This is a genomic window from Luteibacter sp. KNZ12-1A, from assembly GCF_056755675.1.
In genome coordinates, this window is record NZ_JBPGXU010000002.1 from 67,813 (window position 1) to 85,827 (window position 18,015).

Sequence of the window (18,015 nt, forward strand, 5' to 3'; positions counted from 1 at the left end):
CTTGGAAAACCCGCACCCCCGCTGGAATGCGGGTTCGGGCGTTGGCGACCGTGCAGTGAGATTGGCATGGACATCGCCAAACCCTCAGCCCTCTGTTTCGCCAGGGAGCCTCACGCCCGCTTCACCCCCCGAAAGTCACCGCTCGCCACATAGGCAATGCGCTTCCCGAAGGGCGCGGATAAACTCGGCCTATGAACCAGGGACCTAGCGCGGCTACGACGAGTGTCCGCACCGGAACGATTGCTCCTGCCAAGATACTGGCGGCGTTGTGGACGGGGTTCTGGTTATTGATGATTTGCGCATCCCTCCAGGACGCACTCCGCAACCCGCTGATCCGCTGGTGGGAGCCAGTGCTCTGGGAAGGAAGTTCCGGACTGATTGCGACGGGGTGGATGTTGGTCGCGGTCCGCTTTCGGGGGGCCCATGCGCTGTACCTGGACAGGCCCATGGCCTGGTTTGGCCGCTACCTGCGATGGTTGCCCGTGGTGGTTATCACGTTCATTGCAGCCGTATACGCGCTACGCCACGGGATATACGCCATCCTGGGCCACCACTACGAACATCCTGGCTGGCCTTTCATCTTTGCCTACGAGACCGTCAAGCTCACGCTGTTTGCCGGGCTGTGGCTCGGCATCCTGTTCGGAATGGATTCCTATGGTCAATGGCAGGTTCAACGTCACCGTTTGCTGAAAACTCAGGCGGCACTGGCCGAAGCACGGCTGGCACAACTTCAGGGGCAGTTGCGGCCACATTTCCTGTTCAACGCGCTTAATACCGTTTCAGCCCTGATGCATACCGACGTGCCGCGCGCAGACCGTCTGGTCGCCGCGCTCGGCGACTTGCTTCGCATCAGTCTCCGGACAAGCGAGCACGAGATGACGCCACTCGCCGAAGAACTTCGCACGCTGGAGCTGTATACGACCGTCATGCGGGAGCGATTTCGGGATCGTGTGGCGCTTAGCTGGGAGGTCGATAGGAATCTGCTTCAGGCCCCCGTTCCCGCGCTGTTGCTGCAACCACTCATCGAGAACGTTTTCAAACACGGTGTCGAGCGCACGGTAACGCCCGTATGCATCGTCATCCGTGTCCGACGCGTGCTTGAGTCACTGGAGATCGCTGTGAGCAACTCCGGCCTCTCCATGGCGCACGGCATCCGCGATGGTGTCGGCCTACGCAGCTGCCGCGAACGGCTCGGCATCATCTACGGTGGCACGGCATCCCTGGAGGTGCGGAATGAAACCGATGGCGTCGTCGCGAACATCTCGATACCCCTGACAGGGACCACTCCATGATCCGTGCCGTGATAGCCGATGACGAAGCACCGGCCCTGGAGAAGCTAGATCACTGGCTAACGGAACAGCCCGATTTCATCGTTGTGGGATCGGCCGCCGACGGGTTATCTGCCGCGCACCACATCGAGAAAAACCGTCCGGACGTTGTCTTTCTCGATGTACATATGCCGACCTTGTCCGGCCTCGAAGTCGCAGCGCAGCTCGAGCCATCCTGCGCGCCGCTGATTGTATTCGTGACAGCGTTCGATGAGCACGCAGTGAAAGCTTTCGAGTTCAATGCAATCGACTACCTGCTAAAACCATACGACCGGGATCGCCTCGCACGCACCTTGGGACGCGTCCGTGAGCGATTGAGTTCGCACGAGCCCGGTGCGACCGCGGTCGCGATCGGACGCGCAAGGACAGCGCATCGTAGACGCCTGATCGTGCCGGATGGAGAACAATTGCGATTGATCGATATCGCATCTGTCGAATGGCTGGAAGCCGACGATAATTATGTGCACGTACATACGACAACACACCGCTACATGCTGCGCAGGACGCTTCAGGATCTTTTGAACCAGCTGGGCGAAGATCATTTCATCCGCATCCACAGGTCGACGGCTGTGAATATCGAATCGATCGGTTCACTCACGCCACTCTTCAAGGGCGATCACGAACTCCATCTTCGCAACGGGCGGATTCTTCGCCTCAGCCGGAGATATCGCGACGCACTGTTCGCACGTCTCGACCGCTAGCATCCGACCCACCCCGCACACGCCTCCACTCGCCACATAGTCGCCGCGCTTCGGGTGACGATGCAGGAGACTCACTCCCAGCATAGAGCCGAGAGCGGGTTTGATAATGCTTGCAGATGAGATACAGGAGCGCTACGACTTCCTGGATTGGCTACGTGTCATTGCCATCTTCGTGCTGTTCTTTTTTCATACTGGAATGATTTTCGTTGGATGGGGATGGCATATCGTCAACAACCAGACCCTGCCTATACTCCAGTGGCCCATGGATATCGCGCATCGCCTTCGGATGCCATTGCTGTTCGTTATCGCTGGTGCCGGTATGTGGTTCGCACTGAGGCGACGCAGCAAGGGTCAATTTCTACGTGAACGAACGAAGAAGCTCCTGCTGCCCCTGATCGTAGGCATGTTCTTGGTCGTGCCGCCACAAATATATTTTGAACGCCTTCTCCGTGGCCAGTGGAGTGGCGGGTATGCAAGTTTCTATATGGATCGCGTGCTGGAGTTCCGCCCATATCCTTCCGGCGACTTCAGCTGGCATCACCTGTGGTTTGTTCTATATCTTTACGCGTACATTCTATTGCTACTTCCCATCGTGTTCTGGTGGAAGCGTTCTTCTGCACGCATGGCGCCGGGCGCATGGATTTTCTTGCTGGGGATCCCCCTCGGCATCAATGAAATGTTTCTCAAGCCCCTATACCCGGAAACGCATAACCTTGTCAGCGATTGGTACACTTTCAATCATTACTTACTTCTGACGACTTATGGATACTTCCTCGCTTCCACGCCGGGAGTGTGGGGATGGCTGTCTGACTTTCGCAGGTGGTCCCTGATCATGGGAATCGGCGTGTTCGTCCTGTTGATTACCCTGCTCGGCACGGGCGTCGCCCGCCATGACTCCATCGTCGATAGCATGGGAGCAAATATATTTACCTGGTTGTGGGTAATGGTGTTCCTTGGATACGGCTATCGATACTTGTCATTTGCAAATCCCCTGCTTATATGGGCCAGGGAAGCAAGTTATCCCATTTACATAATGCATCAGACGGTGATCGTCGCCGTCGGCTACTACGTAGTCCGGTGTCCATGGACGCCTTGGATGAAGTACTTCGTCATCCTGTTCAGCAGTCTAGGACTGTGCCTCGTCATCTACGAAGGATGCATCCGCAGGTTCGGGATAACACGCGTGGCATTTGGAATGACGGCCCATTGCCCCTCGCAAGTCCGGACGTATCGCCGCTCACCCACTATTCCGGAGCCGGACTGAAGAAAATCTCCCGCACCTCGACCTGCCCCCGAGTGGCGGCGGCGCCCTTGCGCGCCCATGCCAACGCCTCATCCATATCGGCGCATTCCAGTATCCAGAAACCGCCGATATGCTCCTTGGTTTCAAGATACGGGCCATCGGTGACGAAGACGTCGCCGCTGGCTTGCGTGCGCAGCGACTTGGCGGCGCCGAGCCCACAGGCGAATTTCCTGACGCCAGCGTCGATCATTTCCTTGTTCAGCGCGTGGATGTCACGGCCGACGGATTCATCCATCTGGGACGGATCGAAATCGTCGGGGAGGTAACCAGCAACCAGATACTGCGGCATCGTCTTCTCCTTGAGTGGCTTTCAGTCGGGCCAATGCCCGCCTTACTGATACGTCGAACGAAGGGTACGAAATTCGACAGCCTCTCCCCGAATAACGCCTGGCCTGCTTAAGCAGGCAACAGGCCGGCCTGACGATAACTCTCGATCAACGTGTCGAACAACGAGATGTCCGAACGGCTTCTCGCCATCAGTTGCGCACCGGCAACCGCGGCGAAGATGGCGCGCGCGCGCGCTTCGCTTTCTTCTGCCGTGACCACGCCGGCCGCTTTCAACATCTTGCCGATCCAGGCCACATTCACATCGGCGAAGGTCTGGACTTCCTTCTTCACCGGCGCCGGAAGATCGTCGTATTCGGCGGACATGAAACTCCCCAGGCAGAGCCGGTTCTCGTTTTCGAGAGACCGCCGGAAAATCTGCGGATACTTGCGCAGGGCGTCCCGGGGTTCTGGCGTTTCTTGGGACATCGCCTCCAGGTCGGCCGCCGTGTCTTCCCAATAGCGCTTCGCCACCGCCGCGCCGAGTTCGGCCTTGCTCGGGAAGTGGTGATAGATGCTGGCCGCCTTGATCCCGACCTCCCCGGCCAGATCGCGAATGTTCAAGCCGCCGTACCCGTGCGCCTGGGCGCTGCGCCGCGCGGCGGAAAGAATGGCTTCGTTCGTACTCATGCCCGGCTCCGGTGGGTACCGCGGCAAATATCCTACCATGTGTTAGTTAGGCCTTGACGGGCGCCGTAGATGGCGCTCATGATTTACCTACCAAATGTTAGGTAGTCTCGATATGAACAACGATATCGTCTTTTCCGACGCGACGAAGCTGGCGGAACTGGTCCGCACCAAGGAAATCTCCCCGGTCGAAATCATGCAGGCGCACCTCGGCCGGATCGCCACCGTCGACCCCAGGATCAATGCGATCGTCACGGTGGCGGATGGCGCCCTCGATGCCGCCAAGGCCGCCGAGCAAGCCGTCATGTCGGGCGACGCGCTAGGCCCGTTGCACGGTGTCCCCTTCACGGTGAAGGACTCGATCGACACGGCGGGCGTCCTCACCCAGCGTGGCTCCCCGATCTTCCAAGGCCGCGTGCCCGACACCGATGCCACGAGCGTCGCGCGCATGAAAGCGGCCGGTGGCATCCTGCTGGCGAAGACCAACCTCCCCGAATTTTCATATTGGATCGAGAGCGACAACCTGCTCTCCGGCCGTTCGAACAACCCCTGGGACCTGACACGTACACCGGGTGGATCGAGTGGCGGTGAATCGGCGGCGATCGCCGCGGGCATGTCGCCGATCGGACTCGGCACCGACCTCGCGATCTCCGTGCGTGGCCCCGCGGCGCAAACCGGCATCACGTCGATGAAGGCCACCCACGGTCGCGTACCGATGACCGGCATCTGGCCACGTGCACCACGTCGCTTCTGGCATGTGGGACCGATGGCACGTTCAGTGCGCGACATCGCCCTCGCCTTCTCCCTGCTCGCTGGACCCGATGGCCAGGATGCTTTCGCGACCGGCACCACTCCCTTCGATGCAGGCATCGGCCGCCAGCCCTATCGACAGCTGCGCGTGGGCTGGATGGTCGGACCGGGATTCGGACCGGTCGATCCCGAGGTGGTGGCCACCGTGAAGGCGGCGGCCGATGCCTTGAAGCAATGGGGGGTGTTCGTCGAGCAGGTAGGCATTCCCGCGCTCGAACGCGATTTCGCGCTCGACGTATTCAATCGGCTGCATGTCATGGAGATGAAACCCGCCTTCCGGCAAGCCACGACGGGGCGCCGTCCCGACGAACTCTACAAGATGGCGAAAACCATGCTCTCGCTGTCCGACACGTCGATGGACGACTTCATCGACGCCGAACAGGCCGTGGAACGGTTGCGCGATGGTTACGCCGATTACTTCTCGCGCTACGACGCCCTGATCACCCACGTGTTGCCGATCCCCGCCCACAAGCATGGCGTCGAGGAGTTCACCATCGATGGGCAGACCGTCGATGCCACCTACCTCCAGGGCGCGACCGTGCCACTGAACCTCACGGGTTTGCCGGGTCTGGCGATGCGGTTCGGCACGAGCAAGGAGGGCCTTCCGATCAGCGTGCAGATCGTCGGCAAATGGCAAGCCGAATCGACCATCCTGCATGTCGCTTCGTTGCTCGAAGCCGTCAGCCCCGTGCGGGGTCTGCGTCCGGTGCTTTGACATCCGGCCCACCGGGCCCCTATTGCTTGCACGGCTTGTCGAACCATCGATGCGGGCATACGATCGAGCGGTTTCCAGGGAGAGCGTCATGCTCAAGAACCTCATTCCGAAGATCTTCTACGACCGCCTGCGCGATGGCCTCGAATTCTTCGTGGACGGTCTCGGTTTTGAAGTGCTTTATCAGGATGCGTCCATGGCCGTCGTCGCCCGTGACGGCGCGAAGGCCTATCTCGTCGAGAGTCCCGAGTACGCAGCGAAGGATCGGCCCGAGTTGGGCGTCGATACGGATGACGTCGATGCCTTGTTCCGTGAGATGTCCACAAGGGCACCCCATCTCCTGCATCCGAATTCGAACCGTGTCGCGTCGAAGCCATGGGGTTCCCGCGAGTTCGCGATGCTGGACAAGACGACCGTGTGCGTGAACTTTCGCGAATGGCCCGATACCGGCAGCAATTCTTAAGCGCGGGGCGGCGTCGTGGAATGCGGCTCAGCCTGCGTGGCCTAGTGCTTGAGCAGCGGGGTAACGCGCAAGTCCTTGAACGTGACGCTACCGTCCGGCTGCGGCACTAATTCGGTGGCCCGAATCGCGCAGAACAGGATCTTGTTGTTGCCGGGTTTGGTGATCACGACAGGTATGGTTTCGTAGTCCTTGCCGGCCTCGACATGGAACGTGCCACTGACGCTGCAAATGGACTGCATGTCATAGCTCGGTGTTTTCTGCACGACCAGATCCACACCGACGCGCACCGTAACGTCCTGGTCTCCCACGACGTAGTACTCGTTACGGCCCTTCTTGCCAGACGGGCCCGCCGGCATGCCCAGATTGCCGATGTCTCCCGGATAGAATCCACTACGCGTATACAAGGTTCCCTTCCGGCCGTCGGGCTGCCTGACGTCGACCTGCATCTGATCGGACCAGCCAGCGAGGCGAAGCCGGGCGCGAGGGCCGTCCTTGGGTTGCTGCGCGGTGCTCATCACGGTGGTGCAACCACCAAGCAATGCAACGGAGACGGCTAAGGCGATGGTTCTGAACATGGGTCCTTCCAATAGTTATCGATGAGAGTCGCTGGTCTGCACCTGAAACGGCCCAGACATGGCTCCAGCATCGGTATCGGCGGCGTTCAGGCTAACTTTAACGACCATCCGTTGGAGATCCGGCTGTTTCATCAAAGAAAGCTTGATGAAAATCGAGGGAGAGTAGGCTGCCGAAAGCCACCATCCCGGGCACTGAAGAACCTCATGCAAAAGCTGATTCTCTTTCTTGCGTTGTTGCTCCTCGCGCCGCTGGCGGGCGCCGCCGACTCGCCCAAGGACGTGCAGGCTCTTATCTCTCGCGGTGATTACGCGGGGGCCGAAACGATGCTTCGCGACGCCATCGCGGAACATCCGCAAAGCGCGAAGGCCCATTACGTGCTGGCCGAGGTGCTGGCTCACGAAGGCAACATCGGCGAGGCGAAGGCCGAGGCGTCCAAGGCCGCGACGCTCGATCCGGGTACACACTTCACCGATCCCGCGAAATTCCAGGCTTTCCAGCGGAAGCTGAACGAGGCGCTGGCTCCTGCGGCCAACGTTCGGACCACGGCGGCTCCTGCGCGCTACGGCGAGGCCGGACAGTCGTCCGGCCGTGAAGACGGCGGATCGTCGAACCTCCTCCGGATCCTGGCGATCGGAGCCGGTATCGCGCTGATCGCGTTCCTCTGGATGCGTCGGAAGCGCGCAGCGGATGGCCCGTCCATCGGCTACCCCGCCGCGCCGCCCCCCGGCGGAACGGCTCCTTATGGCGGCTATCCGGGTAACGGCCCCTATGCCCCGCCGCCGCCTCCGCAAGGACATTCGGGCGTGGGCACGGCGGTAGCGGCAGGACTCGGCGGCGTGGCCGCTGGCATGTTGCTCGACGAAGCGCTTCGCTCCCACGGCGGTGGCCAGGTGTTGCCGGACACAGGCTCCGCCGTTCGCGACGATCGCGATCCTTCGGCACAGGCCTATGACGATCTTCGTAGCGATCCGATCGACATGGGCAACGACGATAGTTCGTGGGACGACAGTTCGTCGGGTGATAGCGGGTCTTCCGACGATGACTCCTGGTAATTCGCAAAGCTGAACGTTGGCAGCTACGGCCGCCTACCCCAGTTCATCCTGCCGCAAGGAAATCCAAGGCAGACTCGCGCTGGCAGTATCCCGGCCTCGTGCCTCGTACGGAGATAGACCCATGCGCAACTCCACCCTGCTGCTGGCCGCTTCGCTCGGCCTCGTCCTTGCCTCGCACGCCGTCGCTTCCGACCGTCCCGATCCGGGCAAGCTGACCACCCGCTGCCTCGATGCCGCCGCGGACAAATTCGACGTGAAGAACGATTACATCCAGTTGCAGCCGATCCAGGCCGCAGACGCCGGTTACACCATCGCCGGTACCGCCGACGCCGGCATGGATGGCAAGAAGAACTTCACCTGCCAGTTCGACAAGAAGGGCAAGCTGGCCAACCTCGTTCCCGAGGGCAAGTAAACAAAAGGATGGGCCGCGCGCAGGGCACGGCCCATCCCATTTCCTCACGGCCTGAAAGTACGCTGTGGACGATGCTTACGCGGCAAATCCACCATCGATCAAGAGGCCCGCGCCCGTGATGTTGGCTGCCTCGGGCCCCACCAGGTAGGCGACAAGACTGGCGACCTCGTCAGCACGACCATAGCGGCCAACCGCAAGCATGGGGATAAGGCCTGCGGCCATCGGACCATCCGCCGGATTCATGTCGGTATCGATGGGTCCCGGCTGCACCACGTTCACGGTGATCCCCTTCGGTCCGAGATCGCGCGCAAGGCCCTGTGTCAGGCCTTGCAGCGCCGACTTGCTCATCGCGTAAACGGCCCCGCCGGCGAACGGCATGCGCTCCGCATTGGTGCTGCCGATGTGGATGATGCGGCCGCCCTTGCCCATGACGCGGGCGGCGGCACGACTGGCGATGACGGCCGCGCGAATATTCACCGCGATCGTGCGGTCGATGTCTTCCGTCGTGAACTCCTCGATCGGGGCGATGGCGAGGACACCCGCGTTGTTCACCAGGATGTCGAAGCCACCGAAGGACTCCTTCGTCTTGTTCACCGCATCCTCGATCGCCGCATCGTTCGCGCTATCCGCCTGGATGGCGATGGCGCGTCCGCCGGCCTTGGTGATGTCGTCGACGACGGCATGGGCGGCGGAAGCGCCTTGCACATAAGTGATCGCGACGGAGGCACCGCCGGCGGCCAGCCGACGCGCTATCGCAGCACCGATGCCACGTGAACCGCCGAGCACGAGGGCGCTCTTGCCTTGGATGGAATTGAGGTCGTTCATGGTGAGGCTCCGGTTAGGTGGTGTTCGATTCCCGAGCAAATCTAGGCCCCTGGGGCCTCAACCACTAGCGACCTGGTGGTAGTTTCATTCGATCCATCTGGTTTAGAGTCGCGCCATGGACACCCTCAACGGCATTGCTTGCTTCGTACGCAGCGCGGAACTGGGCAATTTTGCCGCCGCCGCACGGATACTCGGGCTCACGCCCGCCGCCGTGGGCAAGAATGTGGCACGCCTGGAAGCCGAATTGGGGGTTCGCCTTTTCCAGCGAACCACACGGCGGCTCTCACTCACCGAAGCGGGCGAGGCATTCCGGCTGGAAGTCCAGGGCAGCCTGGACCAGCTCCACGGCGCCATGGCCAATGCGCGGGCGCGCACCACCGGTCCTGCCGGATCGCTGAGGGTCGCGCTTCCGTATGCGTTCGGCAGGGAATACATCGTGCCGATGCTTGCCTCGTTCCTGGAAGCGTTTCCCGCCGTGAGGCCTGACTGGCGTTTCGACAACCGCCCAGTCGATCTCATCGCCGAAGGCTTCGACGTCGCCATCGGTGGAGGCTTCGACATGCGGCCGGGCGTCGTCGCGCGTGCGCTCGCACCGGCTCACCGCATCCTGGTGGCATCACCGGAATTCCTCGCGAACGGACCCGCGATCGCCACGCCTGCGGATCTCGCGGGCCGCGAAGGCATCCTCATTCGTTCACCGCAAACCGGCCGCGTGAGGGATTGGGTGCTATCCGACCGACACGGTGCGGAAGCGGCCGTGGAGTTGGATCGCCGCATCCTGTTCGACGATCCCGACGCGGCCGGTCACGCCGCCGCACTCGGCATGGGCATCGCGCTGCTTGCGGTGCAATCCGCCCTGCCCTGGATGGAGCGCGAGCGGATCGTGCGCGTCTTGCCGGACTGGTGGGTCGAAGGTGGCCACCTGTCGCTTTACTATCCGGCGCAACGCCTGCTGCCGCAGAAGACCAGGCTGTTCATCGATCACATCGTGGAATGCTTTCGCGAACAGGACTTGCCGGCACGGTTTTCCGCGGTCGATGCGACACCCGGGATCACTCGCGGCCCTGGTGCTTCGCGTCGCTGACGAGCATCAACCGGATCTTCGGTTGCCACGTTTCGGCTTCCGTTCCGATAACTGTCTCCGCCAATGTCGTGCGCCACGCATCGCGCGCATTCCCCAACGCATCGATACGTGATTCGAGATCGATGGAAGGCAGTTCATCCGTGCCATCCTTCATCGATACCATCAACACCCGCCTGTTGAGCGCCGTGCCGCTGACCGGCGCGAACCACGCCATGGGCTGCGGCGGCGGTGCCACGCGTGCCACGTCGGCCACCAGAGCATCGAACCGCGCCGCCATTCCAGGCTTCAACGTATAGATGACGATGCGCAGTGGACGTTCGGGGTGGGTGAGCGGCGAGGCGCTTGCCGGGCTGACACGTCGCCAGGTCTCGCGCAGCGACGGCGTGCCGTAGGGAAGAAACGTGCGCTGCGCATCCGCCGCATCGCCCACCGGATCGGGCCGTTTGTCCAGGCCATCCAGAGGAATGTCGAACGTGCCATCGATGAACAGTCCGGCACGCGGCCCGTCCGCAACGGTCCATGCATACCAGGGCAATGGATCGCGGTGGGCGCGATGCCAGCGGAGGTGTTCGAGGTAGCCGTCCTCGAAGCGCTGCGCCTGGCCCGGCGCCGGCCGGTATCCGAACAGATGGGCCATCGGCCCGTCCGAGGCGATGGCCGCCGGTGGACAGGCGAGCAACAGGGCAAGGAAGATGTGGCGGTACGTCATGATCGGCCTCCGGTCATGGTTCGCAGCCTAACCGGGTAACCGTGCCCGCCACCATTCGCTTTTTCTCGCCCCCCATGTCGAAAAGACGAACGATCGACCAGATCGACCTGCGCCGCCTGGCGGTGTTTCGCGCCGTGGTGGAAGCTGGCGGAGTTACCGCGGCCGCGGCGCTCCTGCATCGTTCGCCCTCGGCGATCAGTGACGACCTGGCCGTCCTTCAACGGCATCTCGGCGCGCCGCTGTTCGAGAAAGTGGGGCGCCACCTGCAACCCACGACGAAGGGTAAGGCGCTGGCCCGTTCGATCGAGCGTGCTTACCTGGATATTCGGGAAGCATGGGAAGCCGCCGCGACCGACGATGCCAATGAACCCCTGCGCATCGCCACGGTCACCGGCTTTGGCCGTTACCGGCTGTTGCCCGCGCTTCTCCCGGCCATGCCGGCAAGCCGGCGCCTGGAAGTGCGTTTTTGCACCGCTGACGAAACAGGCGACCTCCTCACCCGAGGCCGTGTCGACATGGGTGTTTCCTATCGGCCGCTCATGGGCCCTGGCATCGCATCGCAAGCCGTGGCCAGTGAAGACATCGTGCTGGTCGGACCACCCGGCTCCGCCACGCCCGATGACCCGACGCTTCTGCGCTTCGTCACGTACGACGAATACGAATACGTGTTCCTTCACTGGTTCAATCATCACGGCGTCCCACTGCCGCAACCGTGGTGGCGATCCGATCATTTCGAAGAACTGGAAGAAACCCTGGAAGCAGTGGCGAACGGACGTGGATGGTCCGTGGTTCCCGCCGACGTGGCACGGTCACAGGCATTCACTGGCCGGCTGGTGGAGCACCCGATCGGACGATCCGCTTGCACGAACACCATCTACCTCGCGACACACGAGCGACTTCTCGATCGTACGGATGTCGGTTGGGTGGCGTCGTTGCTTTCCGGTTGACGCTGGGCTGGCGAACGCCGTTCCTTCCGTCGACCCTCAGGGCGACAAAGGTGACGGGCGCGGTTTCCTGAAGGTCAGCCACAGGGCGGACAGAAGGAAATAAAGACCGCCGAATCCAGCATAGGGCGCGAGTTGTGCGAGGCCGGGCGCCACGCCAAACGACTGGATGATGAAGACCACACCCGCGAGTGCCGACTGGGCACCGCTGATCATCATGAACACCTGGCCGCCGAGCTTGCGGCGACGGATGCCGACGGCCAACTGGAAGAGCCCGGCCAGAAGTGCCCATGCGCCGAACACCAGCACGCCGCCTGCATTTCCTCGCAGGACGAACGCGACAGCCATGGCGACGGCCGTGATCACGCTGACGAGTGCATTGAATTTCTGGCCGGGGTTGGCCTGCAAGCCACCGCTTCGGCGGGCGTCGAGGACGTTGGCGAGTGCGTCCCAGGCGGGATAGACGACGAGCAGCGCCGCCGCGAGAGGCACCGACGCGGGTGCGGACAGGAGTACCACGGCCACCCATGCAAAGGCGACGCCCGCGCGCAGGTAGTAGAAGGATCGGAGGGAATTCATAGGGAGGAGGTCCTTGGAGGTCGAAACAGCCTACTAGTAGGTAGGCTACGCGTCAACTTTGTCCTGATTAATCTTTGTTTAGCCTCGGCCTTTCCTCAATGACACTCTAATAGCTACCTACCACATGGTAGAATTCGGCCATGAGCACCCAACAGAAACTCATCGATTCCGCTCGCTACCTCATCCAGACGCGTGGCTACAACGGCTTCAGTTACGCCGATGTCGCCGAGCAGGTGCAGGTACGCAAGGCGAGCATCCACCACCACTTCCCGACCAAGGCCGATCTCGCCCGGGCGGTGGTGGAGGAATCCCGAGCGTTGATCGTCGCGCAGACGCGGACGCTCGATGGCGGCGCCTTCGATCCGGAGGAACAACTCCGCTTCTACACCGGTTATTGGGAGCGCTGCATCGCCGACGCGTCCGCTCCGTTCTGCGTCGCGGGCATGCTCGCCAGCGAACTGCCCACCCTTCCCGCCGACCTGGCCGATAACGTGCGCGCGCATTTCCGCGACTTGTCGAACTGGCTGGAAACCGTATTGACCAAAGGAGCGCAACTGGGCCTTTTCGAACTGCGCGGCTCGGCCCGCCTGGAAGCGGAATCGTTCATGTCGATGGTGTACGGCGCGATGCTAACCGCGCGCGCGTATGGCGATCCGAAGGTGTTCGCGGACATCGTCGACAGCGGCTTGAAGAAGCTCTTGCGTCGTCGCGCGGGCTGAAGGCTAACTTCGCCTCGCTCCATTATCGTCGCCCGATCGATTATCAGGATATCCAATTCGTCGATCGCGAGACGATATGCCAACCAGCCGCGTCGCGAGACATCACCAATGTGGTCGATCCGGCGCAAAGCCTTCCGCAGTAATACACATAGGTCACATCGTAATTTCCATCCGGCCGCCGCAGTGGAACATCGATGTGATAATGCATGGGACCGTTGAGCGTGTCCGCCGCATCTGCGGGTTTCGGTGCCTTGCTTCCGGGAAGCACGTCAATGCCATCGGGGTGGAAACGCGACAAGACCGCCGCGGGCGGGTCGACGGTCTTTCCATCCCCCGCATCGACCGTGACATACCATTGGCTTTTCGGAGTGGAAGGGCCTGGAACCTTCGACACCAGATCGTCGAGCACGACAATCCATAACGATTGCAAATCGGCCGGTGGATGCCGCCTCGCCTCTTCGCGAGCTTTGGCGATTGCCTTGGCCTTGAGTACCTGCTCGCTCACGTTGCCGGTCGCGGCACATCCTTCGCGGTGCTCGTAACGCGCGCATACCTTACCCGTGTTTTCATCGATGGTCACGATGAAACCTTCACCATCGCCGGGCCTGACCAAGGTGATCCATTGCCCGATGCCCGTATCGTAGCCTTGGGGACTGATGATCACGTCTTTTACGCCGGGCACCTGACGGGCCACGGCGGAGCTGGCTGCAAGAGCATCCATGGGTGACAGCCACGGCGGCGGTTCGGCAAAGGCCGGTGCCGCCGCTAGAAGACTCAGCAACAACACCGCACGCTGGACAGACATCCTCGAACCGATCGTTGCGCTCATGGCTTTACAGGCTCTTTGCCCTCCCAGGGCACTGAGAGGGAGCATAGCTCACAAACATTTTTGTGCACTCCCGCTCATGTCGCCCTGTCATGAAAGGCGGCACGGCGAAAGGCGGGAGCACGCTCGCTCCCGCCCGGATCACACGATCGACCGTTCCTCAGCGAACCGACTTGAACGCGGCGCGCAGTTCTTCGGCGAAGATCTGCGGCTGTTCCCAGGCCGCGAAGTGCCCGCCCTTGCTTACCTGGTTGTAGTAATACAGGCTCGGATACGCCTTCTCGCTCCAGCTCTTCGGCGCTCGATAGATCTCGTGCGGGAAGACCGTGATGGCGACGGGAACCTTGATCTCGGTGGTCCGCTGGGTCACGGAACTGAAGTTGTTGTTGTTGTTTTCCCAGTAGAAGCGCGAGGACGACGCACCCGTGTTCGTGAGCCAGTACAAGGTGATGTCGTTGAGCATCTCGTCCCTGCTCAGCACGCGCTCGGGCACGCCGTCGCTATCGCTCCACTGCGCGAACTTTTCGTACATCCACGCGGCCAACCCGGCCGGCGAATCGGAGAGCGAATAGCCGATGGTCTGTGGACGCGTGACCATCATGGCGCCGTAGGCGGCGTTGCGGCCGAAGAACGTGCTCAGCGACTGATAGGCCGCCTTCTCGTCGGGGGCCAGGCCCGCCGGGGCCGGGTCGCCGCTGTTGATGGCCTTGGCAAGGTCCCCCGGAACGGTCGCGGGCATGTTCAGGTGGATGGCGAGCAATCCCTTCGGCGCCTGCCGGGCCAGCGCGTCGGAGATCACCGAGCCATGGTCACCGCCCTGCGACACGTAATGCGTGTAGCCCAGCCGCTTCATCAGCACGTCCCAGGCACGGGCGGTGCGATCGGGGCCCCAACCCAGGGCCGTCGGCTTGCCGGAGAAGCCGTAGCCGGGGATGGCCGGGATGACCACGTCGAAGGCATCTTCCGCACGGCCGCCATAGGCAGTGGGGTCGGTCAACGGACCGATGGTCTTGATGAATTCAAAGGGCGAGCCCGGCCAGCCGTGGGTCAGTATGACGGGAAGCGCATGGGGATGGCGGGAACGGACGTGGATGAACTGGATGTCGACGCCGTCGATCGTGGTGACGAACTGCGGCAGGGCGTTGAGCTGGGCCTCGGCCTTGCGCCAGTCGTAACCCGTGCCCCAATAGCGGACCAGTTCCTGGACGCGAGCCAGCTGTATGCCCTGCGAATCGTCCTTCACGAGCTCCTTGTCCGGCCAGCGCGTTTCAGCGATGCGGCGGCGCAGATCGTCGAGTTGCTCCTGTGGAACATGGACATGGAATGGGCGGATGCTCTCGTCGACCTTGGTTGTCTTGGACGTGGCATCCGCCGCTTGATCGAAAGCGACGGCAGGCTGCGCGTAGAGTGTCGGCGCGAGCATGGCGAAACCGAGGGCGACAGCGAGCGCGCGCTGGGTGAATGAAGGTTTCCGGAACATGTGTGCGTGTGCGGCTGACATCGTCGTTCTCCTGTGGGCTTCACGATTTTTATGGTGGCGCCTGGCTTGCTTGCCTCGACGTGTCCACAGTCTATGAAGCGGTTTCCGCTTCGATGGTGTCTAGGAAGGGCCGATTTGAAACGGCATGTATCTCAAGGCTGACGGATACAAACGGATACAAACTTCCCCGGTAAGCTGTTCGTTCCACGCCACACCATGTTTCGCTCGAAACACCAATACGATCCCGGCGAGAGCGCTAGGATCGGATTCACAGGAAGAGACCGCCATGCAGAACCTACTGTTGCAGACCACCATCGAAGGGGATCCCGACGACTGGAACATCTCGCGTTTCAGTCACCTGAAGGCATACCTGGAGGGTCTTCGTGACGACGATGGGCAACCGGCCTTCCGCGTCACCGCCCGCAACCGTGACCCACTCGGAAAGGCCGACGCGGTCCTTTCGCGACTCCACGAGTCGGACTTCCATCAGTTATGGCTCTTCGCCGTCGATACCGGCGGCGGTCTTACCGACGAGGATTGCGACGGGATAAGCCAGTTCCGCCGGCGCGGTGGTGGCATGATGGTGACGCGGGACCACATGGACCTCGGCAGTTCGATATGCACGCTCGCCGGGGTAGGTGCGGCGCACCACTTCCACACACGCAACCCCGATCCGGACCCGAGCCGGTGCTGCGTCGACGACCGCGCCACCACGTATATCTCGTGGCCCAACTATCACTCCGGGGCGAACGGCGACTACCAGCATGTGCAACCCGTCGGCGATGTGCATCCTGTCCTGCGCGATCCGCAATCGGAGGACGGTTTCATCCGTTACCTGCCCTCCCATCCTCACGAGGGCGCGGTCGGGGCTCCAGCAGGGGACAAGACCAGCCGGGTGATCCTGCGAGGACGCAGCCAGGCGACGGAAAGGGAATTCAATCTGGCGGTCGCGTTCGAACGGTCCGACCAGGGTGGCCGGGCCATCGCGCAGTCGACGTTCCATCATTTCGCGGACTACAACTGGGACACCTCCGCCGGTTGTCCTTCGTTCGTGTCGGAAGCACCCGGTGACGGAATGATCCGTTTCCCGGAAGCGTTGCGCTCCACCCACCAGTACGTCAGGAACGTCGCCTTCTGGCTTGGCGGTGCCGGTGAGAGGCCTGTATGAACATCGTCGTCATCGGTGGGCGAGGCCTCGTCGGCCGGAACATCGTGGACCGGTTGCGCGCGCAGGGCCATGACGTGACGGCCGCCTCGCGTGCCACGGGCGTGGACGTGACCACCGGTGCCGGTCTCGATCGGTGCCTCGCCGATGCCGAGGTCGTGATCGACGTCAGCAACTCGCCCACCTTCGACGACATCGCCGCGTTCGAGTTCTTCAAGGCTGCTGCCGTCAACTTGCTCGAAGCCGAAGCCCGGGCCGGGGTAAAACATCATCTTTCGCTATCGATCGTCGGCACGCACCGGCTGGCTGCCCTCGGCAGCGATTACCTGCGCGGGAAGGCGCTGCAGGATCGCCTTATCAGGGAATCCGGCATTCCCTTCACGATCGTGCACGCGACCCAGTTCTATGAGTTCCTGGTCGCTATCGTCACCTCGGCCGTACGCGACCAGACGGTCTACCTGCCGCCCGCCTATATCCAGCCTGTCGCATCCGACGAGGTCGCGGCGATGATGGCTGGCCTCGCGGTCGGCACGCCGCTCGATGGTTCGATCGAGATCGCGGGGCCCGAACGCGAACGCATGTCGCAACTCATCCAACGCTTCGTCGTCGACATCGAGGCGCCATGCGATGTGGTCGCCAACGTGCAGGCGCCTTACTTCGGCGCCACCCTCGATGAGCTCACCCTGGTGCCACGGGACGACGCGCATATCGGCGGGGTCGGGTTCCAGGCGTGGTGGCAACAATCGGAGTTCGCACGCGTCAGCTGGTGACTGGTGGGAGCCGACCGACATCAGGGCGCCATGCGGTCCAGGGCCAGGTTCAACGCCAGCACGTTGACGCGCGGTTCCCCGAGCACGCCGAATTGGCGACCCTGGGTGTTGGCGGCCACCAGTTCACGAACCTTCGCAGGGTCCACGTTCCGCGTGCGGGCTACGCGGGCGACTTGATACTCGGCGGCGGCGGGGCTGATCTCGGGATCGAGGCCGCTGCCCGATGCGGTGACCAGATCGACGGGAACGGAGGCGTCGTTCGATGGATCGACCTGCTTCAGCGCGTCGATCCGCTGCTGCACCGCATCGGTGAGTGCGGGGTTGGTCGGGCCCTGGTTCGAGCCCGACGACGAGGCGCCGTTGTTCGGATTGGGGGCCGTGGCCGAGGGACGGCCCCAGAAGTACCTGGGCTCGGAGAACGCCTGGCCGATCAGTGTCGAACCGATCGTCTTGCCGTCTTTCTCGACCAGGCTCCCGTTGGCCTTGCCGTGGAACATCGCCTGGGCCAGGCCGGTGGCCGCCAGCGGATACAGGATGCCGGTAAACACCGTCATGGCGATGAAGAGTACGACGCACTGCCTGATGAGTTTTTTCATGACCCTGCCC

The 18,015-nt window shown here is 62.3% G+C and carries 21 protein-coding genes; 12 read left to right on the forward strand and 9 right to left on the reverse strand.

Features of this window, described 5'->3' with window-relative positions; genetic code table 11:
- Positions 1 to 446: 446 nt before the first annotated feature.
- The 3 genes from ACR9ZJ_RS00775 (at position 447) to ACR9ZJ_RS00785 (ending at position 3,293) form a co-directional block, all read left to right on the forward strand.
- Positions 447 to 1,292: a sensor histidine kinase gene (locus ACR9ZJ_RS00775; RefSeq protein WP_481286527.1), complete on the forward strand. Its 846-nt coding sequence runs from the start codon at positions 447 to 449 to the stop codon at positions 1,290 to 1,292.
- Complete coding sequence (locus ACR9ZJ_RS00780; RefSeq protein ID WP_481286528.1) at positions 1,289 to 2,029, forward strand: LytR/AlgR family response regulator transcription factor; 741 nt, start codon at positions 1,289 to 1,291, stop codon at positions 2,027 to 2,029. The genes ACR9ZJ_RS00775 and ACR9ZJ_RS00780 overlap by 4 nt, the downstream gene beginning before the upstream one ends.
- Positions 2,030 to 2,135: 106 nt before the next feature.
- Positions 2,136 to 3,293 carry an acyltransferase family protein gene (locus ACR9ZJ_RS00785; protein WP_481286529.1) on the forward strand — a complete coding sequence of 386 codons (1,158 nt, stop codon included), beginning with the start codon at positions 2,136 to 2,138 and terminating at the stop codon, positions 3,291 to 3,293.
- Here ACR9ZJ_RS00785 and ACR9ZJ_RS00790 read toward each other — a convergent pair.
- Positions 3,274 to 3,621, reverse strand: a complete 348-nt coding sequence (locus tag ACR9ZJ_RS00790; RefSeq protein ID WP_481282176.1) for a YciI family protein — start codon at positions 3,619 to 3,621, stop codon at positions 3,274 to 3,276. The two genes, ACR9ZJ_RS00785 and ACR9ZJ_RS00790, sit on opposite strands and share 20 nt — an antisense overlap.
- A gap of 107 nt (positions 3,622 to 3,728) precedes the next feature.
- On the reverse strand, positions 3,729 to 4,286 hold the full coding sequence (locus ACR9ZJ_RS00795) for a TetR/AcrR family transcriptional regulator (protein WP_481286530.1): 558 nt from the start codon (positions 4,284 to 4,286) through the stop codon (positions 3,729 to 3,731).
- Positions 4,287 to 4,398: 112 nt separating this feature from the next.
- On the opposite strand from ACR9ZJ_RS00795, the gene ACR9ZJ_RS00800 reads away from it, so the two are divergent.
- A complete protein-coding gene (locus ACR9ZJ_RS00800; protein ID WP_481286531.1) occupies positions 4,399 to 5,808 on the forward strand; it encodes an amidase in 1,410 nt (469 codons plus the stop codon).
- 88 nt (positions 5,809 to 5,896) lie between these two features.
- Complete coding sequence (locus ACR9ZJ_RS00805) at positions 5,897 to 6,268, forward strand: VOC family protein (RefSeq protein ID WP_481286532.1); 372 nt, start codon at positions 5,897 to 5,899, stop codon at positions 6,266 to 6,268.
- 41 nt (positions 6,269 to 6,309) lie between these two features.
- Here the strand turns inward: ACR9ZJ_RS00805 and ACR9ZJ_RS00810 are convergent, their stop codons facing one another.
- Positions 6,310 to 6,843 (reverse strand): hypothetical protein, encoded by a 534-nt coding sequence (locus tag ACR9ZJ_RS00810; RefSeq protein ID WP_481286533.1) that lies wholly within the window; start codon positions 6,841 to 6,843, stop codon positions 6,310 to 6,312.
- A 204-nt stretch (positions 6,844 to 7,047) separates the two neighbouring features.
- Between ACR9ZJ_RS00810 and ACR9ZJ_RS00815 the strand changes: the two genes are divergently transcribed.
- Both ACR9ZJ_RS00815 and ACR9ZJ_RS00820 read left to right on the forward strand, forming a co-directional pair.
- Complete coding sequence (locus tag ACR9ZJ_RS00815) at positions 7,048 to 7,896, forward strand: tetratricopeptide repeat protein (protein WP_481286534.1); 849 nt, start codon at positions 7,048 to 7,050, stop codon at positions 7,894 to 7,896.
- Positions 7,897 to 8,017: 121 nt separating this feature from the next.
- Positions 8,018 to 8,308 carry a hypothetical protein gene (locus ACR9ZJ_RS00820; RefSeq protein WP_481282172.1) on the forward strand — a complete coding sequence of 97 codons (291 nt, stop codon included), beginning with the start codon at positions 8,018 to 8,020 and terminating at the stop codon, positions 8,306 to 8,308.
- Between the two features lie 75 nt (positions 8,309 to 8,383).
- Here ACR9ZJ_RS00820 and ACR9ZJ_RS00825 read toward each other — a convergent pair whose 3' ends face one another.
- Positions 8,384 to 9,133: an SDR family oxidoreductase gene (locus ACR9ZJ_RS00825; RefSeq protein WP_481286535.1), complete on the reverse strand. Its 750-nt coding sequence runs from the start codon at positions 9,131 to 9,133 to the stop codon at positions 8,384 to 8,386.
- 115 nt (positions 9,134 to 9,248) lie between these two features.
- On the opposite strand from ACR9ZJ_RS00825, the gene ACR9ZJ_RS00830 reads away from it, so the two are divergent.
- Entirely contained in the window at positions 9,249 to 10,217 is a 969-nt protein-coding gene (locus tag ACR9ZJ_RS00830; protein WP_481286536.1) for a LysR family transcriptional regulator, read from the forward strand.
- Here the strand turns inward: ACR9ZJ_RS00830 and ACR9ZJ_RS00835 are convergent.
- Positions 10,186 to 10,926 carry a hypothetical protein gene (locus ACR9ZJ_RS00835; protein ID WP_481286537.1) on the reverse strand — a complete coding sequence of 247 codons (741 nt, stop codon included), beginning with the start codon at positions 10,924 to 10,926 and terminating at the stop codon, positions 10,186 to 10,188. The two genes, ACR9ZJ_RS00830 and ACR9ZJ_RS00835, sit on opposite strands and share 32 nt — an antisense overlap.
- 74 nt (positions 10,927 to 11,000) lie before the next feature.
- Between ACR9ZJ_RS00835 and ACR9ZJ_RS00840 the strand changes: the two genes are divergently transcribed.
- Entirely contained in the window at positions 11,001 to 11,873 is an 873-nt protein-coding gene (locus ACR9ZJ_RS00840; protein WP_481286538.1) for a LysR family transcriptional regulator, read from the forward strand.
- Between the two features lie 36 nt (positions 11,874 to 11,909).
- On the opposite strand, the gene ACR9ZJ_RS00845 is transcribed toward ACR9ZJ_RS00840, so the two are convergent.
- Complete coding sequence (locus tag ACR9ZJ_RS00845; RefSeq protein ID WP_481282167.1) at positions 11,910 to 12,449, reverse strand: hypothetical protein; 540 nt, start codon at positions 12,447 to 12,449, stop codon at positions 11,910 to 11,912.
- A 140-nt stretch (positions 12,450 to 12,589) separates the two neighbouring features.
- Between ACR9ZJ_RS00845 and ACR9ZJ_RS00850 the strand changes: the two genes are divergently transcribed.
- Positions 12,590 to 13,168, forward strand: a complete 579-nt coding sequence (locus tag ACR9ZJ_RS00850; protein WP_481282166.1) for a TetR/AcrR family transcriptional regulator — start codon at positions 12,590 to 12,592, stop codon at positions 13,166 to 13,168.
- A gap of 43 nt (positions 13,169 to 13,211) precedes the next feature.
- Here ACR9ZJ_RS00850 and ACR9ZJ_RS00855 read toward each other — a convergent pair whose 3' ends face one another.
- Together ACR9ZJ_RS00855 and ACR9ZJ_RS00860 are read right to left on the reverse strand one after the other, a co-directional pair.
- Positions 13,212 to 13,997, reverse strand: a complete 786-nt coding sequence (locus ACR9ZJ_RS00855) for a hypothetical protein (RefSeq protein WP_481286539.1) — start codon at positions 13,995 to 13,997, stop codon at positions 13,212 to 13,214.
- A 157-nt stretch (positions 13,998 to 14,154) separates the two neighbouring features.
- Positions 14,155 to 15,495 (reverse strand): epoxide hydrolase family protein, encoded by a 1,341-nt coding sequence (locus tag ACR9ZJ_RS00860; protein ID WP_481286540.1) that lies wholly within the window; start codon positions 15,493 to 15,495, stop codon positions 14,155 to 14,157.
- A 265-nt stretch (positions 15,496 to 15,760) separates the two neighbouring features.
- On the opposite strand from ACR9ZJ_RS00860, the gene ACR9ZJ_RS00865 reads away from it, so the two are divergent.
- Both ACR9ZJ_RS00865 and ACR9ZJ_RS00870 read left to right on the forward strand, forming a co-directional pair.
- Positions 15,761 to 16,642: a hypothetical protein gene (locus ACR9ZJ_RS00865; RefSeq protein ID WP_481286541.1), complete on the forward strand. Its 882-nt coding sequence runs from the start codon at positions 15,761 to 15,763 to the stop codon at positions 16,640 to 16,642.
- Positions 16,639 to 17,409: an SDR family oxidoreductase gene (locus ACR9ZJ_RS00870; protein WP_481286542.1), complete on the forward strand. Its 771-nt coding sequence runs from the start codon at positions 16,639 to 16,641 to the stop codon at positions 17,407 to 17,409. Before ACR9ZJ_RS00865 ends, ACR9ZJ_RS00870 begins: the two co-directional genes overlap by 4 nt.
- A 20-nt stretch (positions 17,410 to 17,429) precedes the next feature.
- Here the strand turns inward: ACR9ZJ_RS00870 and kdpC are convergent, their stop codons facing one another.
- Complete coding sequence (gene kdpC, locus ACR9ZJ_RS00875; protein ID WP_481282159.1) at positions 17,430 to 18,005, reverse strand: potassium-transporting ATPase subunit KdpC; 576 nt, start codon at positions 18,003 to 18,005, stop codon at positions 17,430 to 17,432.
- Positions 18,006 to 18,015 lie beyond the last annotated feature (10 nt).